This is a genomic window from Dermacoccus sp. Tok2021, assembly GCF_019895135.1.
Taxonomy (GTDB): Bacteria; Actinomycetota; Actinomycetes; order Actinomycetales; family Dermatophilaceae; genus Dermacoccus; species Dermacoccus abyssi.
Genome location: NZ_JAGTHU010000034.1, coordinates 1 through 19794, shown reverse-complemented (window position 1 = coordinate 19794; position 19794 = coordinate 1). Strand labels below are relative to the sequence as shown.

The 19794-nt window shown below is 69.2% G+C and carries 20 protein-coding genes and 2 pseudogenes; 13 read left to right on the top strand and 9 right to left on the bottom strand.

Translation table 11 applies throughout. The features are described from left to right. Nucleotides 1-78 precede the first annotated feature (78 nt). Both K9D12_RS14120 and K9D12_RS14115 read right to left on the bottom strand, forming a co-directional pair. Nucleotides 79-411: a chorismate mutase gene (locus K9D12_RS14120; RefSeq protein WP_047312604.1), complete on the bottom strand. Its 333-nt coding sequence runs from the start codon at nucleotides 409-411 to the stop codon at nucleotides 79-81. A gap of 46 nt (nucleotides 412-457) precedes the next feature. Beyond that, nucleotides 458-2722, bottom strand: coding sequence for an AAA family ATPase (locus K9D12_RS14115; protein WP_223060542.1), 2265 nt, complete (start codon nucleotides 2720-2722; stop codon nucleotides 458-460). Between K9D12_RS14115 and K9D12_RS15400 the strand changes: the two are divergent. Then, a pseudogene (locus tag K9D12_RS15400) lies at nucleotides 2715-3122 on the top strand (hypothetical protein); the annotation flags it as partial. The gene K9D12_RS14115 and the pseudogene K9D12_RS15400 overlap by 8 nt on opposite strands. Before the next feature lie 167 nt (nucleotides 3123-3289). After that, nucleotides 3290-3583, top strand: coding sequence for an addiction module antidote protein (locus K9D12_RS14105; RefSeq protein WP_223060541.1), 294 nt, complete (start codon nucleotides 3290-3292; stop codon nucleotides 3581-3583). A gap of 106 nt (nucleotides 3584-3689) precedes the next feature. Here K9D12_RS14105 and K9D12_RS15395 read toward each other — a convergent pair. Continuing rightward, nucleotides 3690-3812: pseudogene (locus K9D12_RS15395) on the bottom strand (leucine zipper domain-containing protein); the annotation flags it as partial. Nucleotides 3813-4044: 232 nt separating this feature from the next. Here K9D12_RS15395 and K9D12_RS14095 point away from each other — a divergent pair. The 3 genes from K9D12_RS14095 to K9D12_RS14085 all read left to right on the top strand — a co-directional run bounded on the left by K9D12_RS14095 (nucleotide 4045) and on the right by K9D12_RS14085 (nucleotide 7314). Beyond that, entirely contained in the window at nucleotides 4045-4902 is an 858-nt protein-coding gene (locus K9D12_RS14095; protein WP_223060540.1) for a chromosome condensation regulator, read from the top strand. 182 nt (nucleotides 4903-5084) lie between these two features. Continuing rightward, nucleotides 5085-6371: a phosphoribosylamine--glycine ligase gene (gene purD / locus K9D12_RS14090; RefSeq protein ID WP_223060539.1), complete on the top strand. Its 1287-nt coding sequence runs from the start codon at nucleotides 5085-5087 to the stop codon at nucleotides 6369-6371. A 49-nt stretch (nucleotides 6372-6420) separates the two neighbouring features. After that, entirely contained in the window at nucleotides 6421-7314 is an 894-nt protein-coding gene (locus K9D12_RS14085; RefSeq protein ID WP_047312391.1) for a phosphoribosylaminoimidazolesuccinocarboxamide synthase, read from the top strand. 66 nt (nucleotides 7315-7380) lie between these two features. Here the strand turns inward: K9D12_RS14085 and K9D12_RS14080 are convergent, their stop codons facing one another. Together K9D12_RS14080 and K9D12_RS14075 are read right to left on the bottom strand one after the other, a co-directional pair. Beyond that, the gene (locus tag K9D12_RS14080) at nucleotides 7381-7950 is read right to left on the bottom strand and encodes a hypothetical protein (protein WP_223060538.1); all 570 of its coding nucleotides are present in this window, start codon (nucleotides 7948-7950) and stop codon (nucleotides 7381-7383) included. A gap of 49 nt (nucleotides 7951-7999) precedes the next feature. Further along, nucleotides 8000-8170 carry a hypothetical protein gene (locus K9D12_RS14075; RefSeq protein WP_223060537.1) on the bottom strand — a complete coding sequence of 57 codons (171 nt, stop codon included), beginning with the start codon at nucleotides 8168-8170 and terminating at the stop codon, nucleotides 8000-8002. A gap of 227 nt (nucleotides 8171-8397) precedes the next feature. Between K9D12_RS14075 and purS the strand changes: the two genes are divergently transcribed. From purS to purL, 3 genes are read left to right on the top strand one after another with little or no spacing between them, the layout of a single operon-like run. Then, entirely contained in the window at nucleotides 8398-8661 is a 264-nt protein-coding gene (gene purS / locus K9D12_RS14070) for a phosphoribosylformylglycinamidine synthase subunit PurS (protein WP_047312388.1), read from the top strand. Next, on the top strand, nucleotides 8658-9329 hold the full coding sequence (gene purQ / locus K9D12_RS14065) for a phosphoribosylformylglycinamidine synthase subunit PurQ (RefSeq protein WP_223060536.1): 672 nt from the start codon (nucleotides 8658-8660) through the stop codon (nucleotides 9327-9329). Before purS ends, purQ begins: the two co-directional genes overlap by 4 nt. 16 nt (nucleotides 9330-9345) lie before the next feature. Next, nucleotides 9346-11694: a phosphoribosylformylglycinamidine synthase subunit PurL gene (purL, locus tag K9D12_RS14060; RefSeq protein ID WP_225911328.1), complete on the top strand. Its 2349-nt coding sequence runs from the start codon at nucleotides 9346-9348 to the stop codon at nucleotides 11692-11694. 34 nt (nucleotides 11695-11728) lie between these two features. Here purL and K9D12_RS14055 read toward each other — a convergent pair whose 3' ends face one another. Then, nucleotides 11729-12079, bottom strand: coding sequence for a hypothetical protein (locus tag K9D12_RS14055; protein ID WP_223060535.1), 351 nt, complete (start codon nucleotides 12077-12079; stop codon nucleotides 11729-11731). Nucleotides 12080-12258: 179 nt separating this feature from the next. Here K9D12_RS14055 and K9D12_RS14050 point away from each other — a divergent pair, with 179 nt between their 5' ends. After that, entirely contained in the window at nucleotides 12259-13674 is a 1416-nt protein-coding gene (locus K9D12_RS14050; RefSeq protein ID WP_223060534.1) for an FAD-binding oxidoreductase, read from the top strand. 21 nt (nucleotides 13675-13695) lie between these two features. On the opposite strand, the gene K9D12_RS14045 is transcribed toward K9D12_RS14050, so the two are convergent. From K9D12_RS14045 to K9D12_RS14035, 3 genes are read right to left on the bottom strand one after another with little or no spacing between them, the layout of a single operon-like run. Next, nucleotides 13696-14373: a hypothetical protein gene (locus K9D12_RS14045; protein ID WP_223060533.1), complete on the bottom strand. Its 678-nt coding sequence runs from the start codon at nucleotides 14371-14373 to the stop codon at nucleotides 13696-13698. Further along, the gene (locus K9D12_RS14040) at nucleotides 14366-15235 is read right to left on the bottom strand and encodes an Fpg/Nei family DNA glycosylase (RefSeq protein WP_223060532.1); all 870 of its coding nucleotides are present in this window, start codon (nucleotides 15233-15235) and stop codon (nucleotides 14366-14368) included. The genes K9D12_RS14045 and K9D12_RS14040 overlap by 8 nt, the downstream gene beginning before the upstream one ends. 31 nt (nucleotides 15236-15266) lie before the next feature. After that, entirely contained in the window at nucleotides 15267-16127 is an 861-nt protein-coding gene (locus K9D12_RS14035) for a spermidine synthase (protein WP_129665109.1), read from the bottom strand. Nucleotides 16128-16259: 132 nt separating this feature from the next. On the opposite strand from K9D12_RS14035, the gene K9D12_RS14030 reads away from it, so the two are divergent. The 4 genes from K9D12_RS14030 to K9D12_RS14015 all read left to right on the top strand — a co-directional run bounded on the left by K9D12_RS14030 (nucleotide 16260) and on the right by K9D12_RS14015 (nucleotide 19698). After that, the gene (locus tag K9D12_RS14030; protein ID WP_047312382.1) at nucleotides 16260-16631 is read left to right on the top strand and encodes a sterol carrier family protein; all 372 of its coding nucleotides are present in this window, start codon (nucleotides 16260-16262) and stop codon (nucleotides 16629-16631) included. Between the two features lie 366 nt (nucleotides 16632-16997). Further along, a complete protein-coding gene (locus K9D12_RS14025; protein WP_165357977.1) occupies nucleotides 16998-17456 on the top strand; it encodes a cysteine dioxygenase family protein in 459 nt (152 codons plus the stop codon). A 270-nt stretch (nucleotides 17457-17726) separates the two neighbouring features. Then, nucleotides 17727-18797, top strand: a complete 1071-nt coding sequence (locus tag K9D12_RS14020) for a low temperature requirement protein A (RefSeq protein WP_197078968.1) — start codon at nucleotides 17727-17729, stop codon at nucleotides 18795-18797. Next, on the top strand, nucleotides 18754-19698 hold the full coding sequence (locus tag K9D12_RS14015; protein WP_225911329.1) for a crotonase/enoyl-CoA hydratase family protein: 945 nt from the start codon (nucleotides 18754-18756) through the stop codon (nucleotides 19696-19698). Before K9D12_RS14020 ends, K9D12_RS14015 begins: the two co-directional genes overlap by 44 nt. Nucleotides 19699-19794 lie beyond the last annotated feature (96 nt).

Here is a 19794-nt window from a genome sequence, read left to right as displayed (position 1 = left end):
TCGGCGGCACGGTGTTTTTGGCGCGCCTTTGTCGCGTGGCTGACTCGCAGGATCCTCGCTTCGCTGCGGTCCTACGAGTCAGCCACGCTCGGCGGCGCGCACGTGGTGGTGGATGACCTCGTCGATCACGAAGCGCAGGAACTTCTCCGAGAACTCCGGGTCGAGGCCCGACTCGGTCGCCAGCGCGCGCAGCCGCGCAACCTGACGCTCCTCGCGCGACGGGTCTGCCGGCGGCAGCTCGTGCGTCGCCTTGTACTCACCCACGGCCTGCGTGATGCGGAAGCGCTCGGCGAGCATGTGGATGATCGCCGCGTCGATGTTGTCGATGCTGCGCCGGTAAGCGCCCAGCACCTCGTCCGACGTACCGGCCACGGAACTGTGTGGCGAACGCCCACCGTCGCTCGGCGGCATGGCAGGCTCGGGGGTGGTCGTCATGGCAGGGCCCTTCGCATCGGGGTCAGCGGACGTCGAGCACCGTCATGCGATGCGCGGCACGAGTCAGCACAACATAGAGAACCCGGGCGCCGCCAGGCGATTCCGCGGTGATCTCATCGGGGTCGACAACGAGCGTCGCGTCGTACTCCAGGCCCTTCGTCGACATCGGGTCGATGACGACGACGCGCCCCGAACGTCCGTCGAGTTCCTCGAGAACCTCACGCCACTTCGCAGGAGCGATGACGGCGACACTGCCGTCGACCTGCTCGAGCAGCGTGGCGACCTCCGAGCGGGCCTGGGCGAGAACGTCGTTCGGGGACACCGTGACCGACGTCGGGTGATTGCCGGTCTCGCGAACGGCCTGCGGGATGTCGGCGTCCGGCACGTAGCGGCGGATGAGCTCGGCGGCGAAGTCGAAGATCTCGCGCGCGTTGCGGTAGTTCGTTGTCATGTGGAAGCTCTGACGCTTCTTCGAGCCGAACGCTTCGTCGCGCGCCGCAGTGGCCTCTTCGAGGTCCGGCCACGACGCCTGCGCGAGGTCGCCCACAACGGTCCACGACGCGTAGCGCCCGCGGCGGCCGACGGCCCGCCACTGCATGGGGGAGAGGTCCTGCGCCTCGTCGACGAGCACGTGGCTGTACTCGTCCGCGCGCGTCAGGCGTCCGGCGAGCAGGCGCTCACGGGCATCCTTCGGCGTCACCTCGTAGCCGACGTCGTGGCTTTGGCGGCGCGAACCGGTCACCTCGACCTCGGTGACGCCGTAGTCCGAGAGGCTCTCGAACTCCTCGATCTCGTAGAAGCCGCGTTCCTCACGCTGGGCCTCCGGCACCTCGGCGAGGCGCGCGAGCAGGTCGTCGACGAGGGCGACGTCGGCCACGGACCACTCACCGGTGGCGAGGGCGGCCTCGAACGAGCGGACGAGCTCGGCCTGTTCGGCGTCGGTGAGGACGCCACGGGCGAAGCGCGCCAGGCGGCCCGCGTCGGTGAGCCACAGGAGCACCTGACGCGGGTCGATCGGGCGCCACCAGTCGGCGACGAACGCCTCGACGTCACGGCTGTCCTCGAACCGATCGATGAACTCGGTTCGCTCCATGTTCGTGTGCGTGCGCACCTGATTCCATGCGGCAGAAGCAAGTTCGCTGACAACATCGCTAGGGTCGCCCGCAAGCTTGTTGTGTTGGTGGTGAGAGAGCAGGCGGCCGCGGATGCGACGCAACGTCGGCTCGTCGAGGTTGACGGCGAGGCCCGCGACCATCGCGCGCAGGCTCCCCGGCGCGTCGGGTGCCACGTCCTTCGCCGCGCGCGAGAGCACCGTGCGGATGCTGAGCGTGCCCTTGATGCGGGCGGCCTCCGGGGTGTCGAGGCGCGTTGCCGTCATGCCGCCCACGACGTCGCCGAGGGCTCGGAGAGCGACGGAGTCCTCACCGAGTGAGGGCAGCACGCGCTCGATGTAGGCGGTGTACGCGGACGACGGGCCGACGACGAGGATGCCGCCCGACTCGAAGCGGCGGCGATCGGAGTAGAGCAGGTACGCCGCGCGGTGCAGCGCGACGACGGTCTTGCCCGTACCCGGGCCTCCCGTGATGAGGGTGACGCCGCGCGCGTCGGCCCGGATGGCCTCGTCCTGGTGACGCTGGATCGTGGCGACGATGTCGCGCATCTGCGCGCCGCGCGAACGGGTGAGCGCCGCCATGAGCGCGCCGTCGCCGACGACCGTCATGCCCTCGGGCGCCTCGACGACCATGAGGTCGTCCTCGACGCCGAGCACGTTCGCGTCGCGGCAGCGCAGCACACGCCGGCGCACGACGTTCTCGGGCGCCACCGGCGTCGCGCGGTAGAAGGGCGACGCCGCGGGGGCGCGCCAGTCGATGACGAGGGGCTCGTACTCGTCGTCACGCACGCCGAGGCGGCCGATGTAGCGCACCTCGAGGTCGTCGCCGGAGCCGGTGGAGACCGAGCCGGAACCGTCGGAGCTCATCGCGTGGTCCATGTCGAGGCGTCCGAAGACGAGTCCCTCGAACTGCTGCTCGAGAGTGGCGCGGCGCTTGCCCGCGGAGAACATGAGGGCGTCGCGTTCGAACAGGCCGGCCTTCTCCTCGTCGCGCATGTCGCCGGAGCGGCTCGCGCGCCCGCGCGCGAGGCCTTCGCTCTCGACGAGCTGAACGCGCTCGCCGGCCTTCGCCAGTTCGGAGTACACGCGATCGACGTGCGCCTGCTCGTGCGCGATCTCCTGCTTCACCTCGTCGGGCAGTTCTTCGTGCGAACGTGTGCCCTGAGCTGTGCTCACGCAGTGTTTCCCATCGCCGTGCGGTCCGTTCACCCTCGCAGGGTGGCACTCCAGCTTAGTCGTCGCTCGGTGTGCGATCACGCCCCGCCCGGCGCCCGTCTCACGCGCGCCTGTGCGGCCCGCTCGGGTCGAGCGACGTCAGCCCTGTGCGAGCAAGTACTCACGCGGCGCACGACCGACCTTCGCGCCCACTCCTGCCGCGGAGCGGACCTCTTGGAGAGCTCTGGCCCGAATCCCCTCTGTCGACTATAATCGACACACGTTCGAGGTTCTCACCACCCAGGACTTCGATCGTTGGCTGCGTCGGCTGAAGGACAGGCAAGGCCGTCTGCGGATCTTGGCCCGTCTCGATCGTCTGAGCGCCGGCAACCTCGGCGATGCGAAACCGGTCGGTGGCGGCGTCCTGGAGCTGCGTCTCACCTTCGGCCCCGGATACCGGATCTACCTGACGCGCCGCACAGCAGCAGGTGGTCCTGCTGCTGCGCGGCGGGGACAAGTCCACCCAGACCGACGACATCGCCAAGGCGCGGCAACTGGCCAGCGCTTGGAACACGCAGGAGGGGCACGATGACTGAGACCTACACCCGATTCGACGCCGCGAGCTACCTCGAGAACATCGAGGACGTCGCCGGCTACCTGCACATCGCCCTCGAGGAGTCTCACGAGGACCCGACCGCGGTGCCCCGCGCTCTGGGGGTCATCGCCCGGTCGGGCAACATGAGCGAACTCGCCCGCCGGGTCGGCATGAGCCGCGACGGCTTGTACAAGGCCCTGTCCGACCAGGGCAACCCCACCTGGACGACCGTGCTGAAGGTGAGCGAGGCGCTCGGGCTTCGCCTGTCGTTCGAGGCTGTCGCCTGACCCACGCGTGCTTCGCCGCGTAGCAGGGCCCTTCAGGTGTCTTCATGGCGGCGCTGGCCTCACTCGATGCCTCACGTCCCGGCTCGAGTCTGCGAGTCCAACGAGGCTGGCGAGGTGGACGGCTGGAGCGATCCTGTAGGCCGTCACCGCCTTCACTCGTGTAACGGATCGCCCATTTCGCGGCGGTTCTCCACGACACATCACAAGCGTTCCGCGGCGCGAGTGCCACCCGTCGTCGATGATCATCGGGCCAGACACAAGCGGGTACGGACTGTGTGAGCGGTGTTGGAGCGGGCAGCGTGGGCACTGAAGGCCTCCCGGCGTGGTGTGGGAACCAGACACTCCAATTGCACCTAGCGAGGCCTTCGTTTGTCACCCGATCAGATCATCGTGCGTCGCCGCTTCTCAGAGACCGGACCAACGTTCCTGGTCTTCACAGCTAGGCGCAGCAGACTGGGACCATGCCGAGCCATTCTGTTTCCCTCGCGAACCACCTCGCTGCCGGGTGTCGCCACTCTGTGGGTTTGTGCAGTGACGGCACGGTGGTCGCGTCCGGGGGTGATTCCGCCGGCGAAGGGGCCGTGGGCGGGTGGAGCGACATCGTGGCCGTAGCGGCGGGGAACGTGCACGCGTTCACCAACACCGGCAAGTCTCACACCGTGGGTCTGAAGTCTGACGGCACTGTTCTCGCCGTCGGTTGGAACGGGAACGGTCAGTGTGATGTCAGGTCGTGGAACAGTATTCGAACTGTTGCTGCCGGGTGGCGCTTCACGTTGGGCGTCTGTCAGGACGGGACTGTCGTTGCGACCGGCCGAAGCACGGAGGGCCAGGCGGCCGTCAATGAATGGTGTGGGGTCACGGCTGTGACCTGCGGTGATTGGCACTCCGTCGGAGTGACGACCGCCGGAATGGTTCTTGCTGCAGGGAACAATCGAGCGGGGCAGTTGGACGTGGTCGGTTGGCGGGATGTGGTCGGGGTCTCGGCGGGCTACCTCCACACGCTTGCGTGCACGGTCGACGGAAGCTCGTTGGCTGTTGGGGCGAGAAACAGCGGAGTCGACATCGTCCTGACGTGGCGAAACGTCGTCCAGGTGTCCGCAGGCAGTCACCACAGCGTGGGGCTCACCGGCTCGGGGCGAGTCTTGGCCGCCGGTTCGAATAGCCACGGCCAGTGCGATGTCCAGGATTGGCGGGATGTCATCGCCGTGGCCGCGGGCGCCCGTCATACCCTCGGGCTCCGAGCGGACGGGGTCGTGCTCGCGACGGGCAGCGACGAGCATGGTCAGTGCAACGTCGGGAGCTGGCCGCACTTGCTCTGATCCAATGCGCGCTCAGACGGCGAACCGTGCGTCGGAACAAGACACCGTGTACCTTTCCCGCAGGCTCAGGTGTTGCGATCTCGACAACGAGCCCTGCGATGTTCGTCGCACGGACGCCCGCGCGCTCTGCGGGCCCACCTACGCCCCGTTCGGTCGCGGGCAGCCCCGGTAGGGTTGGGCGCATGAAGACACTCGTCGTCGGTACGGGCGCGCGCGAGCACGCGATCGTCAGGGGTCTGGCCGCAGACCCGCAGGTCGAAGCCGTCCTCGCAGCGCCGGGAAACCCCGGAATCGCGCAGATCGCTGACTGCCGACCGGTCGATGCGAACGACGGCGACGCCGTCGCGGCGCTCGCGCAGGAGGTCGGGGCCGACCTCGTCGTCATCGGGCCCGAGGCGCCGCTCGTCGCGGGCGTCGCTGACGCGGTGCGGGCTGCAGGAATCGACACGTTCGGCCCCTCTGCCGAGGCCGCTCGCCTCGAAGGTTCGAAGTCGTTCGCCAAGGACGTCATGAACGCCGCGAACGTCCCCACTGCGGGGGCTCACACCTGCACCGATCTGGATGCCGTCGCTGCAGCGCTCGACGCGTTCGGTGCCCCGCACGTCGTCAAGGACGACGGGCTCGCTGCCGGCAAGGGCGTCGTCGTCACTGACGAGCGTGACGAAGCGCTCGCCCACGCGAAGGCCTGCCTCGACGCGGGTTCCACCGTCGTCATCGAGGAGTACCTCGACGGCCCGGAGGTCTCCCTCTTCTGCATCACCGACGGCGCGAGCGTCGTGCCGCTGCAGCCGGCGCAGGATTTCAAGCGCGTCGGTGACGACGACGCGGGCCCGAACACCGGTGGCATGGGCGCCTACTCGCCCCTCGAGTGGGCGCCGCACGATCTCGTCGACGAGATCGTGCGCTCCGTCGCGCAGCCGACGATCGACGAGATGGCGCAGCGCGGCACCCCGTTCGCGGGTGTGCTCTACGTCGGCCTCGCGCTGACGTCGAAGGGCCCGAAGGTCGTCGAGTTCAACGCGCGTTTCGGTGACCCGGAGACGCAGGTCGTCCTCGCGCGCCTTGTCACCCCGCTCGGCCAGTTGCTGCGCGCGGCTGCACGCGTCGAACTCGCCGATTTACCGGCGCTGGAGTGGCGCGACGAATCCGCGGTGACCGTCGTCGTCGCGAGCGACGGCTACCCGGCTCAGCCCAAGACCGGCGACCCCATCAGCGGGCTCGAGGACGTCGATGGTGACGGCTCGCGCGCCGGTGGCGGCGCCTACGTCCTGCATGCGGGCACGAAGGCCGGCGACGACGGCACGCTCGTCTCCTCGGGTGGCCGCGTGCTCTCCGTCGTCGCCCTCGGCGCCGACCTCGGCGAGGCCCGCGAGGTGGCCTACGCGGGCGTCGAGAAGATCGACCTGCCCGGCTCGCACTACCGCAGCGACATCGCACTCAAGGCCCTGCGCGGCGAGATCATCGTCTGAGCCTCACGCCCACACCCTCGACGAACCCGCACCGCTCCAAGGAGAGTCCATGACCGACGCCCCGAACCTGCCGGGTTACGCGCACGTCTACTCGGGCAAGGTGCGTGACCTCTACGCGCCGCTCGACGACGCGGGCAACCCGCGCGACGACCAGGTACTGCTCGTCGCGAGCGACCGCATCTCGGCGTTCGACTACGTCCTGTCGACGCCGATTCCGGACAAGGGCGCGGTGCTGACGCAGCTGTCGCTGTGGTGGTTCGAGCAGATGGCGGACCTCGTGCCCAACCACGTCATCTCCACGGACGTGCCGGAGGCAGTCGCCGGGCGCGCGGTGCTCGTCGAGCGTCTCGACATGGTGCCGCTCGAGGCGATCGCCCGCGCCTACCTCACCGGTGGCGGGCTGTCCGAGTACCGCGAGACGGGTTCGGTGTGCGGCGTCGCGCTGCCCGCGGGGCTCGAGGACGCGTCGAAGCTGGACGAGCCGATCTTCACGCCGACGTCGAAGGCCGAGCTGGGGGAGCACGACGAGCCCATGACGTACGACGAGGCCGTCGATCTCATCGGTGCCGAGCGAGCCGGGGAGATTCGGGACCTCACCGTCCGGATCCTGCAGCGCGGCAACGAGATCGCGTCCGAGCGCGGCATCCTCATCGCCGACACGAAGGTGGAGTTCGGGGTTCGCGCCGACGGCACGCTCGTGCTCGCGGACGAACTGCTCACGCCCGACTCGTCCCGCTTCTGGCCGGCCGACGACTGGCAGCCTGGCCGCGCACAGAACAGCTTCGACAAGCAGTTCGTACGCGACTGGCTCACCTCCGACGCATCGGGCTGGGACAAGGCGAGTGGCGAGGAGCCGCCTGCGCTGCCGGCCGACGTCGTCGAGGCCACCCGCGCCAAGTACGTCGAGGCGTACGAGAACCTCACGGGTCGCATCTTCGCCTGAGCCCCGGGACGCACGAAGCGCGGGCGCCCTCCACCGGGTCGCCCGCGCTTCGTGTGTCTGCTGCGGTCAGCCCGTCTGTCCGACGAAGCAGCTGCTGGGTTCCCAGTGCTCCGGTGCCGCGCCGAGCTTGACTCGGAAGTCGCCGCTCTTGGCGCCGGTGACGGTGGGTAGGCCGTTGCCGACCACGACGCGACCGGTGGAGTCTTGGCACACGGCGCTGAAACCGACCGGGCCGATGTCCCCGGGCGCCTTGAACGTGCCCGTGATGAGCGGCCAACGGCCCTCGTGGCCGTCCTTCGTCACCTTGACGTTGCTCACCGAGATGTCGTGGGAGTTCTCGTCCTCGGTCACCTTGGTGATCTTCATGCGGACCTTCTTCGCGCCGGCGGGGGCTTTGCTGATCTTGTTCGAGACCTTCGTCATTCCGGTGCCCGAGCCGACGTTGATCTTGTCCTCGGTGGTTTCGAGAACCTTGCCCGCGGAGTCGAGGAGCTCGTACTGGATCGTCGCCTCGCCCGGCCCCGTGCCGTCCACCTTCCAGACGCTGTAGAGCTTGGCGTAGCCGGAGTCCTTTGATGCCTTGTACCCGCCGGCCATGACGACCTTCGCGCTCTTGAGGACCTCGCTGCTCGGCACCTTGATCGTCTCGGGGGCGTCCGGACGGGCGCCCGTGGGCCCGGAGTTCTCACTTGCCGTGGAACCGCTTGAGGAGGTGCCTTCCGACGACGGGCTTGCCGACGAGGATGGGCTGTCGGACGAACTGTTGTCGTTCGACGTGGAGGACTCGCTCGCCGTAGAGCTCGAGGTCTTCGACTCGGATGCGCCCCCACCGGCGGAGGTTTGCTCGGGGCCACATGCCCCGAGCGCGAGCGTGGAGGCAACGCCGGCCCGGCGGAGTACGGGCAACCGGCCTCTGGCAGGCTCGCTCGACGTCGCAGAACTGGCTCGTCGGTGGGACAGCGAGCCCGATCTCGCCGTCGGGCGGAGGCCGCCGCCCCCGTACACTCGGAAGGGCAAAAGGTTCGCCTCAGCCAGCCAACGACGCCCACGCCGGTGTCAAAGAAAACCTGCAGGAGTTAACCCATGGGCCACGTCGTCGTCGACGTCATGCTGAAGTCCGAGATCCTCGACCCCCAGGGTCAGGCCGTCGCCGGTGCGCTCCCGCGCCTCGGTTTCGAGCAGTTCACCGACGTGCGCCAGGGCAAGCGCTTCGTCCTCGAGGTCGAGGGTGACGTCACCGAAGCCCACCTCGCCGCGGCGCGCGACGCCGCCGACAAGCTCCTGTCGAACCCGGTCATCGAGGACGTCATCAGCGTCCACGACCTGGCCGACGAGGACGCCCGATGAAGATCGGCGTCATCACCTTCCCCGGTTCGCTCGACGACCACGACGCCAAGCGCGCCGTCCGTCTCGCAGGCGGAGACCCGGTCGACCTGTGGCACGGCGACGCTGACCTCAAGGGCGTCGACGCAGTCGTCGTACCCGGCGGGTTCAGCTACGGCGACTACCTGCGCTGCGGCGCCATCGCGCGCTTCGCGCCGGTCATGGACAAGCTCGTGCCCGCCGCGCAGGGCGGCATGCCGGTGCTCGGCATCTGCAACGGCTTCCAGATCCTGTGCGAGTCCCACCTCCTGCCCGGCGCGCTCATCCGCAACGAGCAACAGAAGTTCTTCTGCACCGACCAGGTGCTTCGCGTCGAGAACGCCTCCACCGCGTGGACGAACGACTTCGAGCAGGGCGCGGAGATCACCATCGCGCTCAAGAACGGTGAGGGCTGCTTCGTCGCCGACGCCAAGACCCTCGACGAACTCGAGGGCGAGGGGCGCGTCGTCTTCCGCTACCTGCACGGCAACCCGAACGGCTCCTACCGCGACATCGCCGGCGTGACGAACGAGCGCGGCAACGTCGTCGGCCTCATGCCGCACCCGGAACACTGCGTCGAGGAGGGCTTCGGCCCCTCGACCGACGGCCTGACGTTCTTCACGAGCGCGATCAAGGCGCTCGCGAACGTCTGAGGGGATACGAGAACACATGAGTGACCTGAGCATGACGCCCGAGCCCGGCCACGAAGCCGGCGCCCGCGAACACCACACCGACAGCAACCAGATCATCGCTGCTCCCAAGACCGACGGCCTCGACACGGTGACGAAGGCCGAGGCCTCGCCCGACGTCGAGCAGCCGTGGGCGGAACTCGGCCTCAAGGAGGACGAGTACGCCCGCATCCGCGAGATCCTCGGCCGCCGCCCGACAAGCGCCGAACTGGCCATGTACTCCGTGATGTGGAGCGAGCACTGCTCCTACAAGAGCTCGAAGGTGCACCTGCGCCGCTTCGGCGACCTGCCGAGCGAGACCCCGCGCGGCAAGCAGCTCGCCGGCATCGGTGAGAACGCCGGCGTCATCGACATCGGCCAGGGCTGGGCCGTCACCTTCAAGGTGGAGTCGCACAACCACCCGAGCTACATCGAGCCCTACCAGGGCGCGGCCACCGGCGTCGGCGGCATCGTGCGCGACATCATGGCCATGGGCGCGCGCCCGATCGCCGTCATGGACCCGCTGCGCTTCGGCGCCCTCGACCACCCCGACACCGCCCGCGTGCTGCCCGGCGTCGTCGCCGGCATCGGCGGGTACGGCAACTGCCTCGGCCTGCCGAACATCGGCGGCGAGGTCGTCTTCGACGACTGCTACCAGGGCAATCCGCTCGTCAACGCCCTGTGCGTCGGCAAGCTGCGTCACGAGGACCTGCACCTCGCGAAGGCTGCGGGCAAGGGCAACAAGGTCATCCTCTTCGGCGCCAAGACGGGCGGCGACGGTATCGGAGGCGTCTCTGTTCTCGCCTCGGAGACGTTCGACGCCGAGGGCCCGGCCAAGCGTCCGGCCGTTCAGGTCGGCGACCCGTTCGCCGAGAAGGTGCTCATCGAGTGCTGCCTCGACCTGTACGCCGCGGGCGTCGTCGAGGGCATCCAGGATCTCGGTGGCGCGGGCCTCTCGTGTGCGACCTCCGAGCTGGCCTCGGCCGGTGACGGCGGCATGCGCATCGAGCTCGACCGTGTTCCGCTGCGCGACAGCTCCCTTCGGGCCGAGGAGATCCTCATGTCCGAGTCGCAGGAGCGCATGATGGCCGTCGTCGAGCCGGAGAAGCTCGACGAGTTCATGGCGATCGCGAACAAGTGGGACGTCGAGGCCACCGTTCTCGGCGAGGTCACGGACGGCGAGCACCTCGTCATCACGTGGCACGGCGAGGTCGTCGTCGACGTTCCGCCGCGTTCTGTTGCTCACGACGGCCCCGTCTACGAGCGTCCGCTCGCGCGCCCCGACTACCTCGACGCACTGCAGTCCGACTCCGCGTCACTGCTGACGCGCCCGTCGTCGGGTCACGAGCTGCGCGAGCAGCTGCTCGCTGTGCTCGGTTCGCCGAACATCGCCGACAAGTCGTGGATCACCGACCAGTACGACCGCTACGTCATGGGCAACACCGCGCTCGCGATGCCGGACGACGCGGGCGTCGTGCGCGTCGACGAAGGCACCGGCCTGGGCGTCGCCGTTTCCACCGACTGCAACGGACGCTTCACGAAGCTCGACCCGTTCATCGGCTCCCAGCACGCCGTCGCCGAGGCGTACCGCAACGTCGCGGCCACGGGTGCGACGCCGCTCGCCGTCTCCGACTGCCTCAACTTCGGTTCGCCGGAGGACGCGGGTGTCATGTGGCAGTTCAGCCAGGCGGTCGACGGCATCATCGAGGCGTGCCGCTCGTTCGGTACGCCGGTGACCGGCGGCAACGTGTCGTTCTACAACCAGACCGGTGACGTGGCCATCCACCCGACGCCCGTCGTCGCTGTGCTCGGCGTCATGGACGACGTCAGCAAGCGCACGCCGTCGGCATGGAAGGACGCTGGCCTCGCGCTCTACGTCCTAGGCGAGACGCGCGACGAGCTGAACGGCTCCGAATGGGCGGGCGTCGTGCACGGCCACCTCGGTGGCACGCCGCCGCAGATTCACCTCGACAACGAGAAGGCACTCGCCACCGTCCTCATCGACGGTGCGCGTGACGGCCTGTTCGCCTCGGCGCACGACCTCTCGTCCGGTGGCCTCGCGGTCGCACTGGCTGAGGGTGCGGTGCGTCACGGTGTGGGTGCGTCCGTCGAGTTCGAGCAGGGCAACGCGTTCGTCTCGCTGTTCTCCGAGTCGGCCGGACGTGCACTCGTCGCTGTTGCGCCCGAGCACGTCGAGGCCTTCGAGGCCATGGCCGGTGGGCACGGCGTGCCCGCGACGAAGATCGGCGAAACGGGCGGGGGAGCGCTCGCCGTCGGCGACCTGTTCTCCGTGCCGGTGGCCGAGCTCGCCGAGACGCACCAGGCGCCGCTGCGCAAGGTCTTCAGCTGATCGACCGAACGAAAGCGGCGGGAGCGTCACACGATCAGCAGGGGGAGAGGATCAGCCCGAAGCCGCGCAGCAGGTGGACGGCGGCCAGGGCGAGCAGGATGGCAACCAAGCCCGCGCGCAGCGCCACCGGCGGCTTGTCCGCAAGGCGCTGGACGGTCGGAGACCACGTCACCCAGGCGCAGACACCGAGAGCGATCGCAACGAAGAAACCGGTCAGATCGACGGACGAGCACGAGGTGACCTCGCCGTTGTGAGTTTGCGTTGAGGTCTGACTGAGTTTGACGCCGAAACCGAGCAGACCGACGGCCAGACCGACCCAGAACGCGTTGGGGACGGCATTGAGGTTCGGCGTGGTCCGGGAGGGTGCGTTCGGTGACGTCGTCATCGGTCTCGTTCCTTCATCGGCGATCTGAAAGCGTTGCGGGGCAGGTTCTGTGGCCACGCTGAGGGTGAGACGCACCGAACAGTTGGATGGCTCCACTGGACTTTGCGAATGTTGGGTCTCGTCGTGAGCCGCGGCGGGCACTCTGTCGATGGGCTGCTGCCGATGAGTATGGTCGGACCATGCCTGCGATCGTCGAAGCCCTGCATGAAGTTCTGCCCGCCGACGTCCTCGTGACCGACACTGACGTCATCGCGTCCTACGCCCACGACGAGGCCGAGTGGGCGCCGTTCGGAACCCCCGCCGCCGTCGTACGACCGACGACGTCGGAGCAGGTTCAGCAGGTTGTTCTGGCCTGCCTCGAACACGATGTCGCCGTCGTGCCACGGGGCGCCGGAACGGGCCTGTCGGGTGGCGCGAACGCACTCGACGGCTGCGTCGTCATCAGCCTCGAGAAGATGAACCGCATCGTCGAGATCAACGCGACGGAGCGCCTCGCGGTCGTGCAGCCCGGCGTCGTCAACGACCACCTGCGCGCCGCTGCGGGAGAGCAGGGCCTGTGGTACCCGCCGGACCCGGCCTCCGCGCCCTGGTCGACGATCGGCGGCAACTGCGCCACCAACGCCGGCGGCCTGTGCTGCGTCAAGTACGGCGTCACACGCGACTACGTCCTCGCCCTCGAAGTCGTCACCGGTACAGGCGAACTCGTGCGCGTGGGACGGCGAACGGCGAAGGGCGTCGTCGGCTACGACCTCGTCGGCCTCATGGTCGGCAGCGAGGGAACACTCGGCATCATCACCGAGATCACCGTCAAGCTGCGCGCGGCCCGCGCACCCGAGACGACGGTCGTCGGGTTCTTCCCGGACGTCGTCTCTGCCGGTGTCGCCGTCCAGGGCGTCGCGGACGCCGGAATCGCTCCCTCCGCACTCGAACTCGTCGACCAGGTGTGCCTCAAGGCTGTGGACGACTGGAAGAACATGGGCCTGCTCGACATGTGCTCCGAGCACCTCGACGGCAAGAGCGAGGGTAGGGGCGGCGCTGCCGTTCTGCTCGGCCGCATCGACGACCCGGGCGCCGTCGGCGAGCAGGAGGCCACCCGCATGGTCGACGTGTTCACCTCCGCCGGAGCGAGTTTCGCCGCCCGCTCGACGAGCGAGGAGGAAGCGGAGACGTTCTTCGCGGCGCGCCGCCTGGCCTACCCGGCGCTCGAACGCCTCGGCGACACCCTCACCGAAGACGTCTGCGTGCCCAAGGCCGAGGTGCCCGGCATGCTCTCGCGCATCGAGGAGATCGCCGCGAAGCACGACACCGTCATCGCCAACATCGCGCACGCCGGCGATGGCAACCTCCACCCGCTGCTCATCACCGAGCCCGGCGATGACGCCGCCCGCGAACGCGCCCAAGCGGCGTTCGCCGAGATCATCGACGCCGCCCTTGCCGTCGGTGGCACCGTCACCGGCGAGCACGGCGTCGGCCTGCTCAAGATGCCGGGGCTCGAGCAGGAGCAGACGGGTGTCGTCATCGACATGCAGCGCGCGATCAAGCGCGCACTCGACCCGAAGGGCATCTTCAACCCGGGCAAGGTCTTCTCGGCCTGACGGCAAGCCGCGTGCCGGGGGTCACCGCTGGCGCAGCGCGGTCATCTCTCCGACGGCAGGATGTCTCGGCGGGTCACTGAAGCCGAAGCCGCACGCGGTGAGGTCCGTCAGGTTGCCGAGTGGCCGTCCTGTGTAGGTGCCGGAGACGGCCGTGATGACGCGCTCGCCGCGCGCACAGTGGTGCTCGCGGCGGCCGTCGCGTAGGCGTCCGACGGCGTACACCGCGCGAAAGCTCGGCACACCGAGCGACAGGACGCGCAGCATGATCTCGGTGAACCAGGCGAACCCGCGCGTCTCGGTCACGGATAACGGGAGGCGTGAGATGACGGCCCCGCGGCGCGTCGGGCTACCCAGCGTGAGGGTGAGACGTGACAGCGGTGGCCCCTCGACGGGATCGACCTCGACGGCCCATTCCTGCCCCGCCCGCGCGATGCGGACGTCAGCAAGGACGACGTTGTCGATGCCGTGGAGCAGCCGCACGTCGTCGGCGAGGATCTCGCTCTCCACGTAGAGGGTTCGACAGCCGTCGGCCTCCGCGACGAGCAGGCCGCCCCACGAGCCGAACGGTGATTCGTCCCAGCACGAGGCGACGAAGCGCTCACCACTCGTCGTGGCGAACGACGCGAGCCGGCCGCGGTAGCGCTCGAGATCCGCGGCGCGGTGACGAGGCAGCGGGATTCGTGATGCAAGTTCACGCATTGGCGCGGCGCCGACGATGGCGCGGCTGGCACGACGGGCACCAGAACAGGTTGCGGCCCGCGAACTCCTCGAGCGCAACGGGTGTGCCGCACACCAAACACGGTTGACCGGCCCGGCGGTAGACGTAGACCTCGCCTCCGTGCTTGTCGACGCGCGGCTCGCGCCCCATCGCCTCCGGCGTGTGCTCGGGTCGCACGGTGTCGATTCGACCGTCACGCACACCGAGTGGCATGAGGGCGACGAAGTCCGCCCAGATCGCGTCGAACTCCTCGCGCCGTAGGAACTTGCCGGGCATCTTCGGGTCGATGCCGTGACGGAACAGCACCTCGGCTCGGTAGATGTTGCCGACGCCGGGAAACACCTTCTGATCCATGAGGAGCGCGGCGACGGGCGTGCTCGTGCGTCGCACTCGAGCCCAGGCACGTTCGGGGTCGGCGTCACCGCGCAGGGGATCCGCGCCGAGCTTCGACGTGATCGTGTCGACCTCGTCGGGCGTGCGCAGCTCGCAGACGTTGGGCCCCCGCAGATCCATGACGACGCTCCCGCGCGGGTCGCCGTCCGTTGCGGAGACCCCGAGCCGCCACCGGATGGCGCCCGTCGCCGGCACGTCGGCCGGTTCCATTCCCTCGGTGAAGAAGAACTTGCCGAGCAGCCCGAGGTGGATGTTGACGCGCTCGTCCATGCCCTCGAACCCGACGAACATGTGCTTGCCCCACGCCTCGGCCGCGTCGAAGACTCGCCCGTCGACGCGAGCGGCACTGTCGCTGAATCGGCCCTGCGGCGACGAGGATTCGACGACACGTCCGGAGAACTGGTCGTTGAGAATGCCGGCGATTCGGTGGGTGACGTGACCTTCGGGCATCAGGTGACCTTCCGTGGGCGAGCGGGGCGCGTCATCGCACTCGCCACGCGCCGAGTTCGGGTGGGACGGGGGATCGTTCGGCATCTGTCGTGAAAGCGGGCGCGCCGCGGAAGAGCGAGGTGAGTTCGGCGCCCGCCCGGACTCCCGTGGGGAACATGGCGCGAGCCGCGCTTTGTCGAATCGTCGCGACGTCGAGGGACGATTCCGTCCGTGTCGCAGCGAGAACGACATTGCCGAACCGACGGCCCTTGAGCACTTCCTGGGCCCCGACGACGACGGCGTGGGGGAGCCGCACGACGAAGGTTGCCGCGGCTCGGCCGGTCCAGGCGAAGCCCGGCTCGTCGGACAGGTTCGCGAGTAGCACACCGCTCGGCTTGAGCACTCGCGCCACGTCATCGGCGAACGCTGGGGAGACGAGCTCCGCGGGCACACGCCCGTCCGCAAACGCGTCGAGGACGACGACGTCCGCCGACTCGTCCTTGAGATCGCGCACGCCGGCCGCCCCGTCGACGCCGCGCACACGGATGCGGTGGCTGCGTGGAAGAGGCAGCTCACGGCGCACGGCCTCGGTGAGTTGGGTGTCGGGTTCGAGCACGATCTGCGGTGAGCCGGGGCGCGTGGCTTCGACGTAGCGCGCCAGGGTGAGCCCGGCGCCGCCGACGTGGGTGACCCCGAGCGGTGCGGGAGCCGGCGGCGCGAGAGCGTCGACGAGCATCGCGAAGTGCTGGACGTACTCGAACTCGATGGAGGTCGGGTCGTCCGGGTCGACGTGCGATTGCGGGTGACCGTCGCGCATCACCGTCACGCCGCCGCGATCGTCGCGCACGAACTCGAAGCGTTCGTTCGTGGGTGCGGACGGCGCGGGGTCGGGGGAGGAGCGACGGCGGGCCATTCCCCAACTCTAGGTCGGTGGGCTCGCTTGCCTCGTCCTGCGTCGGCTGTGGTGCAGCGCAAGCCTGCCCGCGCGCTACCCGGGGCGGGCCTGTCGGAGGGAAGGGGGCGACACCGTTCTAGGATCGACGCCATGCCACCTCGTCGACGTATCGACCCCGCCGCGGGCCGCGAGGCCGTCCTCACCTGGGCGCTCGACCCCGAGGCCGCGACGCGACCCGTCACCGCAACCGCCGTGCGCTACACGCTCGAGGAGCTCGGCATCCAGGCACCCGGGCGCACGGTCGAAGTGCGTGTTCCGCCGTTCGGGGCAGTGCAGTGCGTCGCGGGCCCGGTGCACACGCGAGGCACTCCGCCGAACGTCACCGAGACCGACGCGGCGACGTGGCTACGCCTCGCGACCGGTCGCCTCACGTGGGCCGAGGCTGCCGCAGGCGGGAAGCTGCGCGTCTCCGGTCAGCGCGCGGATGTTTCTGCATATCTGCCGATCGTGCCGGTCATCTGACCGTCCGACGCCCCGTTCACCGCTTCCGCGCGCGGCTACTGCGCCACATGACGACGCCGCCCGCCCCCCCCCCGGGGGGGGGGGGGGGGGGGGGGGGGGGGGGGGGGCGCCCGCCCCCCCCCCCCCCCCCCCCCCCCCCCCCCTTCCCGCCGTGCGGCGGTCGCTGCTCGGCGGTCTTCCCTGTCTCCGTCCTGCTCGCGGCCTGCCGCGTCCCTTGTCGGGAAATTGACGGCTGCGCAGGGGAAGTGTCAGCAAATCCACAGGTGCGGGAGGAGTGGACGCTCGGTGGAGGTGGTTGGCTGGGAGATGTCCGCGGTCGACCCCGCCTTCTGCGGGTTGGGTTGCCTCATCACTCCAGGAATCACCATGCGAACCTCGTCCGACGCCCCCGGCATCACCAGCTTCACCGACGAGCAACTCGTGCGTGTGGCCCGACTCTTCGCGAGCGACGATTCGCTGGCCGCGCATCTCGACGACCTGCCGGCCGACGGGAACCGCCGCCGTGCCTCGCTGGCCGGCACACCCCACCTCGAGATGTGGGCCATCACCTGGCCGCCAGGCTCCACGAGCGGTTGGCACGATCACGGTGCCGCGTCCGGTGCCTTCGTCGTCGTGCGCGGATCGTTGCTCGAAGAGGTGCACCTGCCGTCGGGGGAGAAGACCACGCGCGTGGTGACGGCCGACGAACACCGTTGGCTTGCGCCCGGTCTCATTCACCGTACGAGCGCCTTCGGTGACAGCCCAGCCCTCACCGTGCACGCCTACGCGCCGTCCTTGGCGGGCGCCCGCACCTACGAGTCGGCGGAGCTGCGCACCGACGCGTGAGCGTGGACGGCGCTCTGACGCGTCGACGCGCGGGGTCATAGTGTCGGCCATGACGACCCCCTCGGTCACCGCCGACGACCTTCGTTCTCGCATTCGCCCGATGTCGGGCCGAGACCCCCACGAGAGCGGACGCGTGGCCAGCACGCTCGAGCTCCTGTTCGACCTGACGTTCGTCGTCGCCGTCGCGACGGGGGCGTCGCAGCTCGCGCACGGGATTGCGGTGGGCCACGTGGCGGGCGCCGTCGGGCGTTCGCCTTCACGAGCTTCGGCATCATCTGGGCCTGGATCAACTACTCCTGGTTCGCGAGTGCGTACGACTCGGACGACTGGCTCTACCGTCTGCTCACGATGGTGCAGATGGTCGGCGTCGTCATTTTCACCCTCGGCATCCCGCGGACCTTCGAGGCGATCGAGGAAGGGCACTTCGACAACACGGTCATCGTCATCGGGTACGTCATCATGCGGGGCGCGATGCTGTGCCAGTGGGCGCGCGCCTATCGCAGCGACCCCGAGCACCGCAGGGCGATCGCGACGTACATGGCGACCCTCGTCGTCGCACAGATCCTGTGGGTCGCCACGACCTTTCTCGAGGGTATGCACCTGCCGCTCCCGGCGATCTTCACCCTGACGACTCTCGTCACGTGCGTCGAGCTGACAGGGCCCCTGATCGCCGAACGTGGAAAGGGCACCCCGTGGCACGCCCACCACATCGCGGAGCGACACGGCCTGCTCACCATCATCACGATCGGCGAGATCGTCGCGGGCCCCGTGCTGACGCTCGAGGAGATCCTCGGAGACGCCGAGCGCACCATCGACTGGGGCAGCGCGATCCTCGTGGCGCTCTCGGGCATCGCCATGGCGGTGGGCATGTGGTGGAGCTACTTCATCACCCCGTTCGGCAAGGTGCTCCATCGCTTCCGCAGCCGCTCGTTCGGTTTCGGCTACGCCCACTTCCTCGTGTGGCCGAGCCTGGCGGCCGTCGTCGGGGGCCTGCACGTCGTCGCCCTGTCGTTCGAGAAGACGGGCTCGCACGTCGACCACACGGTCGCCGCTCTGGCGCTGGCCGTTCCGGTGGGCCTCTACACGGTGGCACTGTACCTCGCCCACTACCTCACGACCCGCTCCTGGGCCGGCCTGCACACGTTCATCCTGCTCGCGACCCTCGCCGTGCTCGCGGGTGCGGTGCTCCTGTCGAACGCAGCACGTGTCGCTGCCCGTCGTCCTTCTCGTCGTCACCGTCGTTCCGTGGATCACCGTGGCGGCCTTCGAGCTCTACCGCGGCGCCGCCCACGAGGCGATGGTGCTCGAGGGGCTGTACGAGCACGATCGTCGTCAGGCTGACGGCCGACGAATGGCTCGTGCGCTGCACAACCCGGGCAATCGCCTGTCGGACGCGGCGCCGTCGACGTACGCTGACGCAATGGCGAATGTGGAGACGACGATCACCGGGGGCATCGCCCACGTCAAGCTCAACCGACCGGACAAGCTCAACGGCCTCACGTTGCCCATGCTCGGGGAGCTGGTGGCTGCGGCGCACCACGTGCGCACGAACAAGGCCGTCCGCGTCGTCGTCGTCTCGGGTGAGGGACGCTCGTTCTGCGCCGGTCTCGACTTCGGATCGGTCAACAAGGCCCCGGCCAAGATCATCCCGGCGTTCATCCCTCGCCCGTGGCGCGGCACGAACACCTTCCAGGAAGCCTGCTGGGCGTGGCGGCGCGTGCCGGTTCCCGTCGTCGCCGCGGTTCACGGCCACTGCTACGGCGGCGGCTTGCAGATCGCGCTGGGCGCCGACTACCGCTACACCACACCTGACGCCGAGTGGTCGGTGCTCGAGGGCAAGTGGGGGCTCATCCCCGACATGAGCGGCGTCCAGTCGCTCAAGGAACTCGTCGGCATCGACGTGGCGAAGAAGCTCACGATGACGGCCGAGATGGTCTCCGGCGATCGTGCCGTCGAGCTCGGTCTCGCCTCCGAGGTGAGCGACGACCCGCTGGCTGCCGCCATGGACCTCGCGCACGAGCTGACCACGAAGTCGCCCGATCAGCTCGCTGCGGCGAAGCGTCTGTTCAACCGCTCGTGGAACACGAGCGCTCGCACCACCTTCCGCCGTGAGCGCGCCGAGCAGGCGCTGCTTCTCATCGCGCAGAACACGGCCAAGGCGCGCAAGGTCGCGATGGCCAAGGCCGGAGCACGCGCGGAAGCGCGAGCGGCGGTCAAGTACAGCCCCCGCGTGCTGCCGTGAGGCGCCCCACCTGACGACATCCGCCCTTCGTGGGGGCGCGCCGCCGGGGTGGGCGCCCGCAGGGCGGGTGTTTGCCGCGGGGGGGGTGGCCCGGGA

Bases quoted from the DNA above. Each gene is read 5' to 3' on its own strand.
- K9D12_RS14120 (WP_047312604.1), bottom strand. From the start codon at position 411: ATGCCGCCGAGCGACGGTGGGCGTTCGCCACACAGTTCCGTGGCCGGT.
- K9D12_RS14105 (WP_223060541.1), top strand. From the start codon at position 3,290: ATGACTGAGACCTACACCCGATTCGACGCCGCGAGCTACCTCGAGAAC.
- K9D12_RS14095 (WP_223060540.1), top strand. From the start codon at position 4,045: ATGCCGAGCCATTCTGTTTCCCTCGCGAACCACCTCGCTGCCGGGTGT.
- purD (WP_223060539.1), top strand. From the start codon at position 5,085: ATGAAGACACTCGTCGTCGGTACGGGCGCGCGCGAGCACGCGATCGTC.
- K9D12_RS14085 (WP_047312391.1), top strand. From the start codon at position 6,421: ATGACCGACGCCCCGAACCTGCCGGGTTACGCGCACGTCTACTCGGGC.
- K9D12_RS14075 (WP_223060537.1), bottom strand. From the start codon at position 8,170: ATGTGGCCCCGAGCAAACCTCCGCCGGTGGGGGCGCATCCGAGTCGAA.
- purS (WP_047312388.1), top strand. From the start codon at position 8,398: ATGGGCCACGTCGTCGTCGACGTCATGCTGAAGTCCGAGATCCTCGAC.
- purQ (WP_223060536.1), top strand. From the start codon at position 8,658: ATGAAGATCGGCGTCATCACCTTCCCCGGTTCGCTCGACGACCACGAC.
- purL (WP_225911328.1), top strand. From the start codon at position 9,346: ATGAGTGACCTGAGCATGACGCCCGAGCCCGGCCACGAAGCCGGCGCC.
- K9D12_RS14055 (WP_223060535.1), bottom strand. From the start codon at position 12,079: ATGACGACGTCACCGAACGCACCCTCCCGGACCACGCCGAACCTCAAT.
- K9D12_RS14050 (WP_223060534.1), top strand. From the start codon at position 12,259: ATGCCTGCGATCGTCGAAGCCCTGCATGAAGTTCTGCCCGCCGACGTC.
- K9D12_RS14045 (WP_223060533.1), bottom strand. From the start codon at position 14,373: ATGCGTGAACTTGCATCACGAATCCCGCTGCCTCGTCACCGCGCCGCG.
- K9D12_RS14040 (WP_223060532.1), bottom strand. From the start codon at position 15,235: ATGCCCGAAGGTCACGTCACCCACCGAATCGCCGGCATTCTCAACGAC.
- K9D12_RS14035 (WP_129665109.1), bottom strand. From the start codon at position 16,127: ATGGCCCGCCGTCGCTCCTCCCCCGACCCCGCGCCGTCCGCACCCACG.
- K9D12_RS14030 (WP_047312382.1), top strand. From the start codon at position 16,260: ATGCCACCTCGTCGACGTATCGACCCCGCCGCGGGCCGCGAGGCCGTC.
- K9D12_RS14025 (WP_165357977.1), top strand. From the start codon at position 16,998: ATGCGAACCTCGTCCGACGCCCCCGGCATCACCAGCTTCACCGACGAG.
- K9D12_RS14015 (WP_225911329.1), top strand. From the start codon at position 18,754: ATGGTGCTCGAGGGGCTGTACGAGCACGATCGTCGTCAGGCTGACGGC.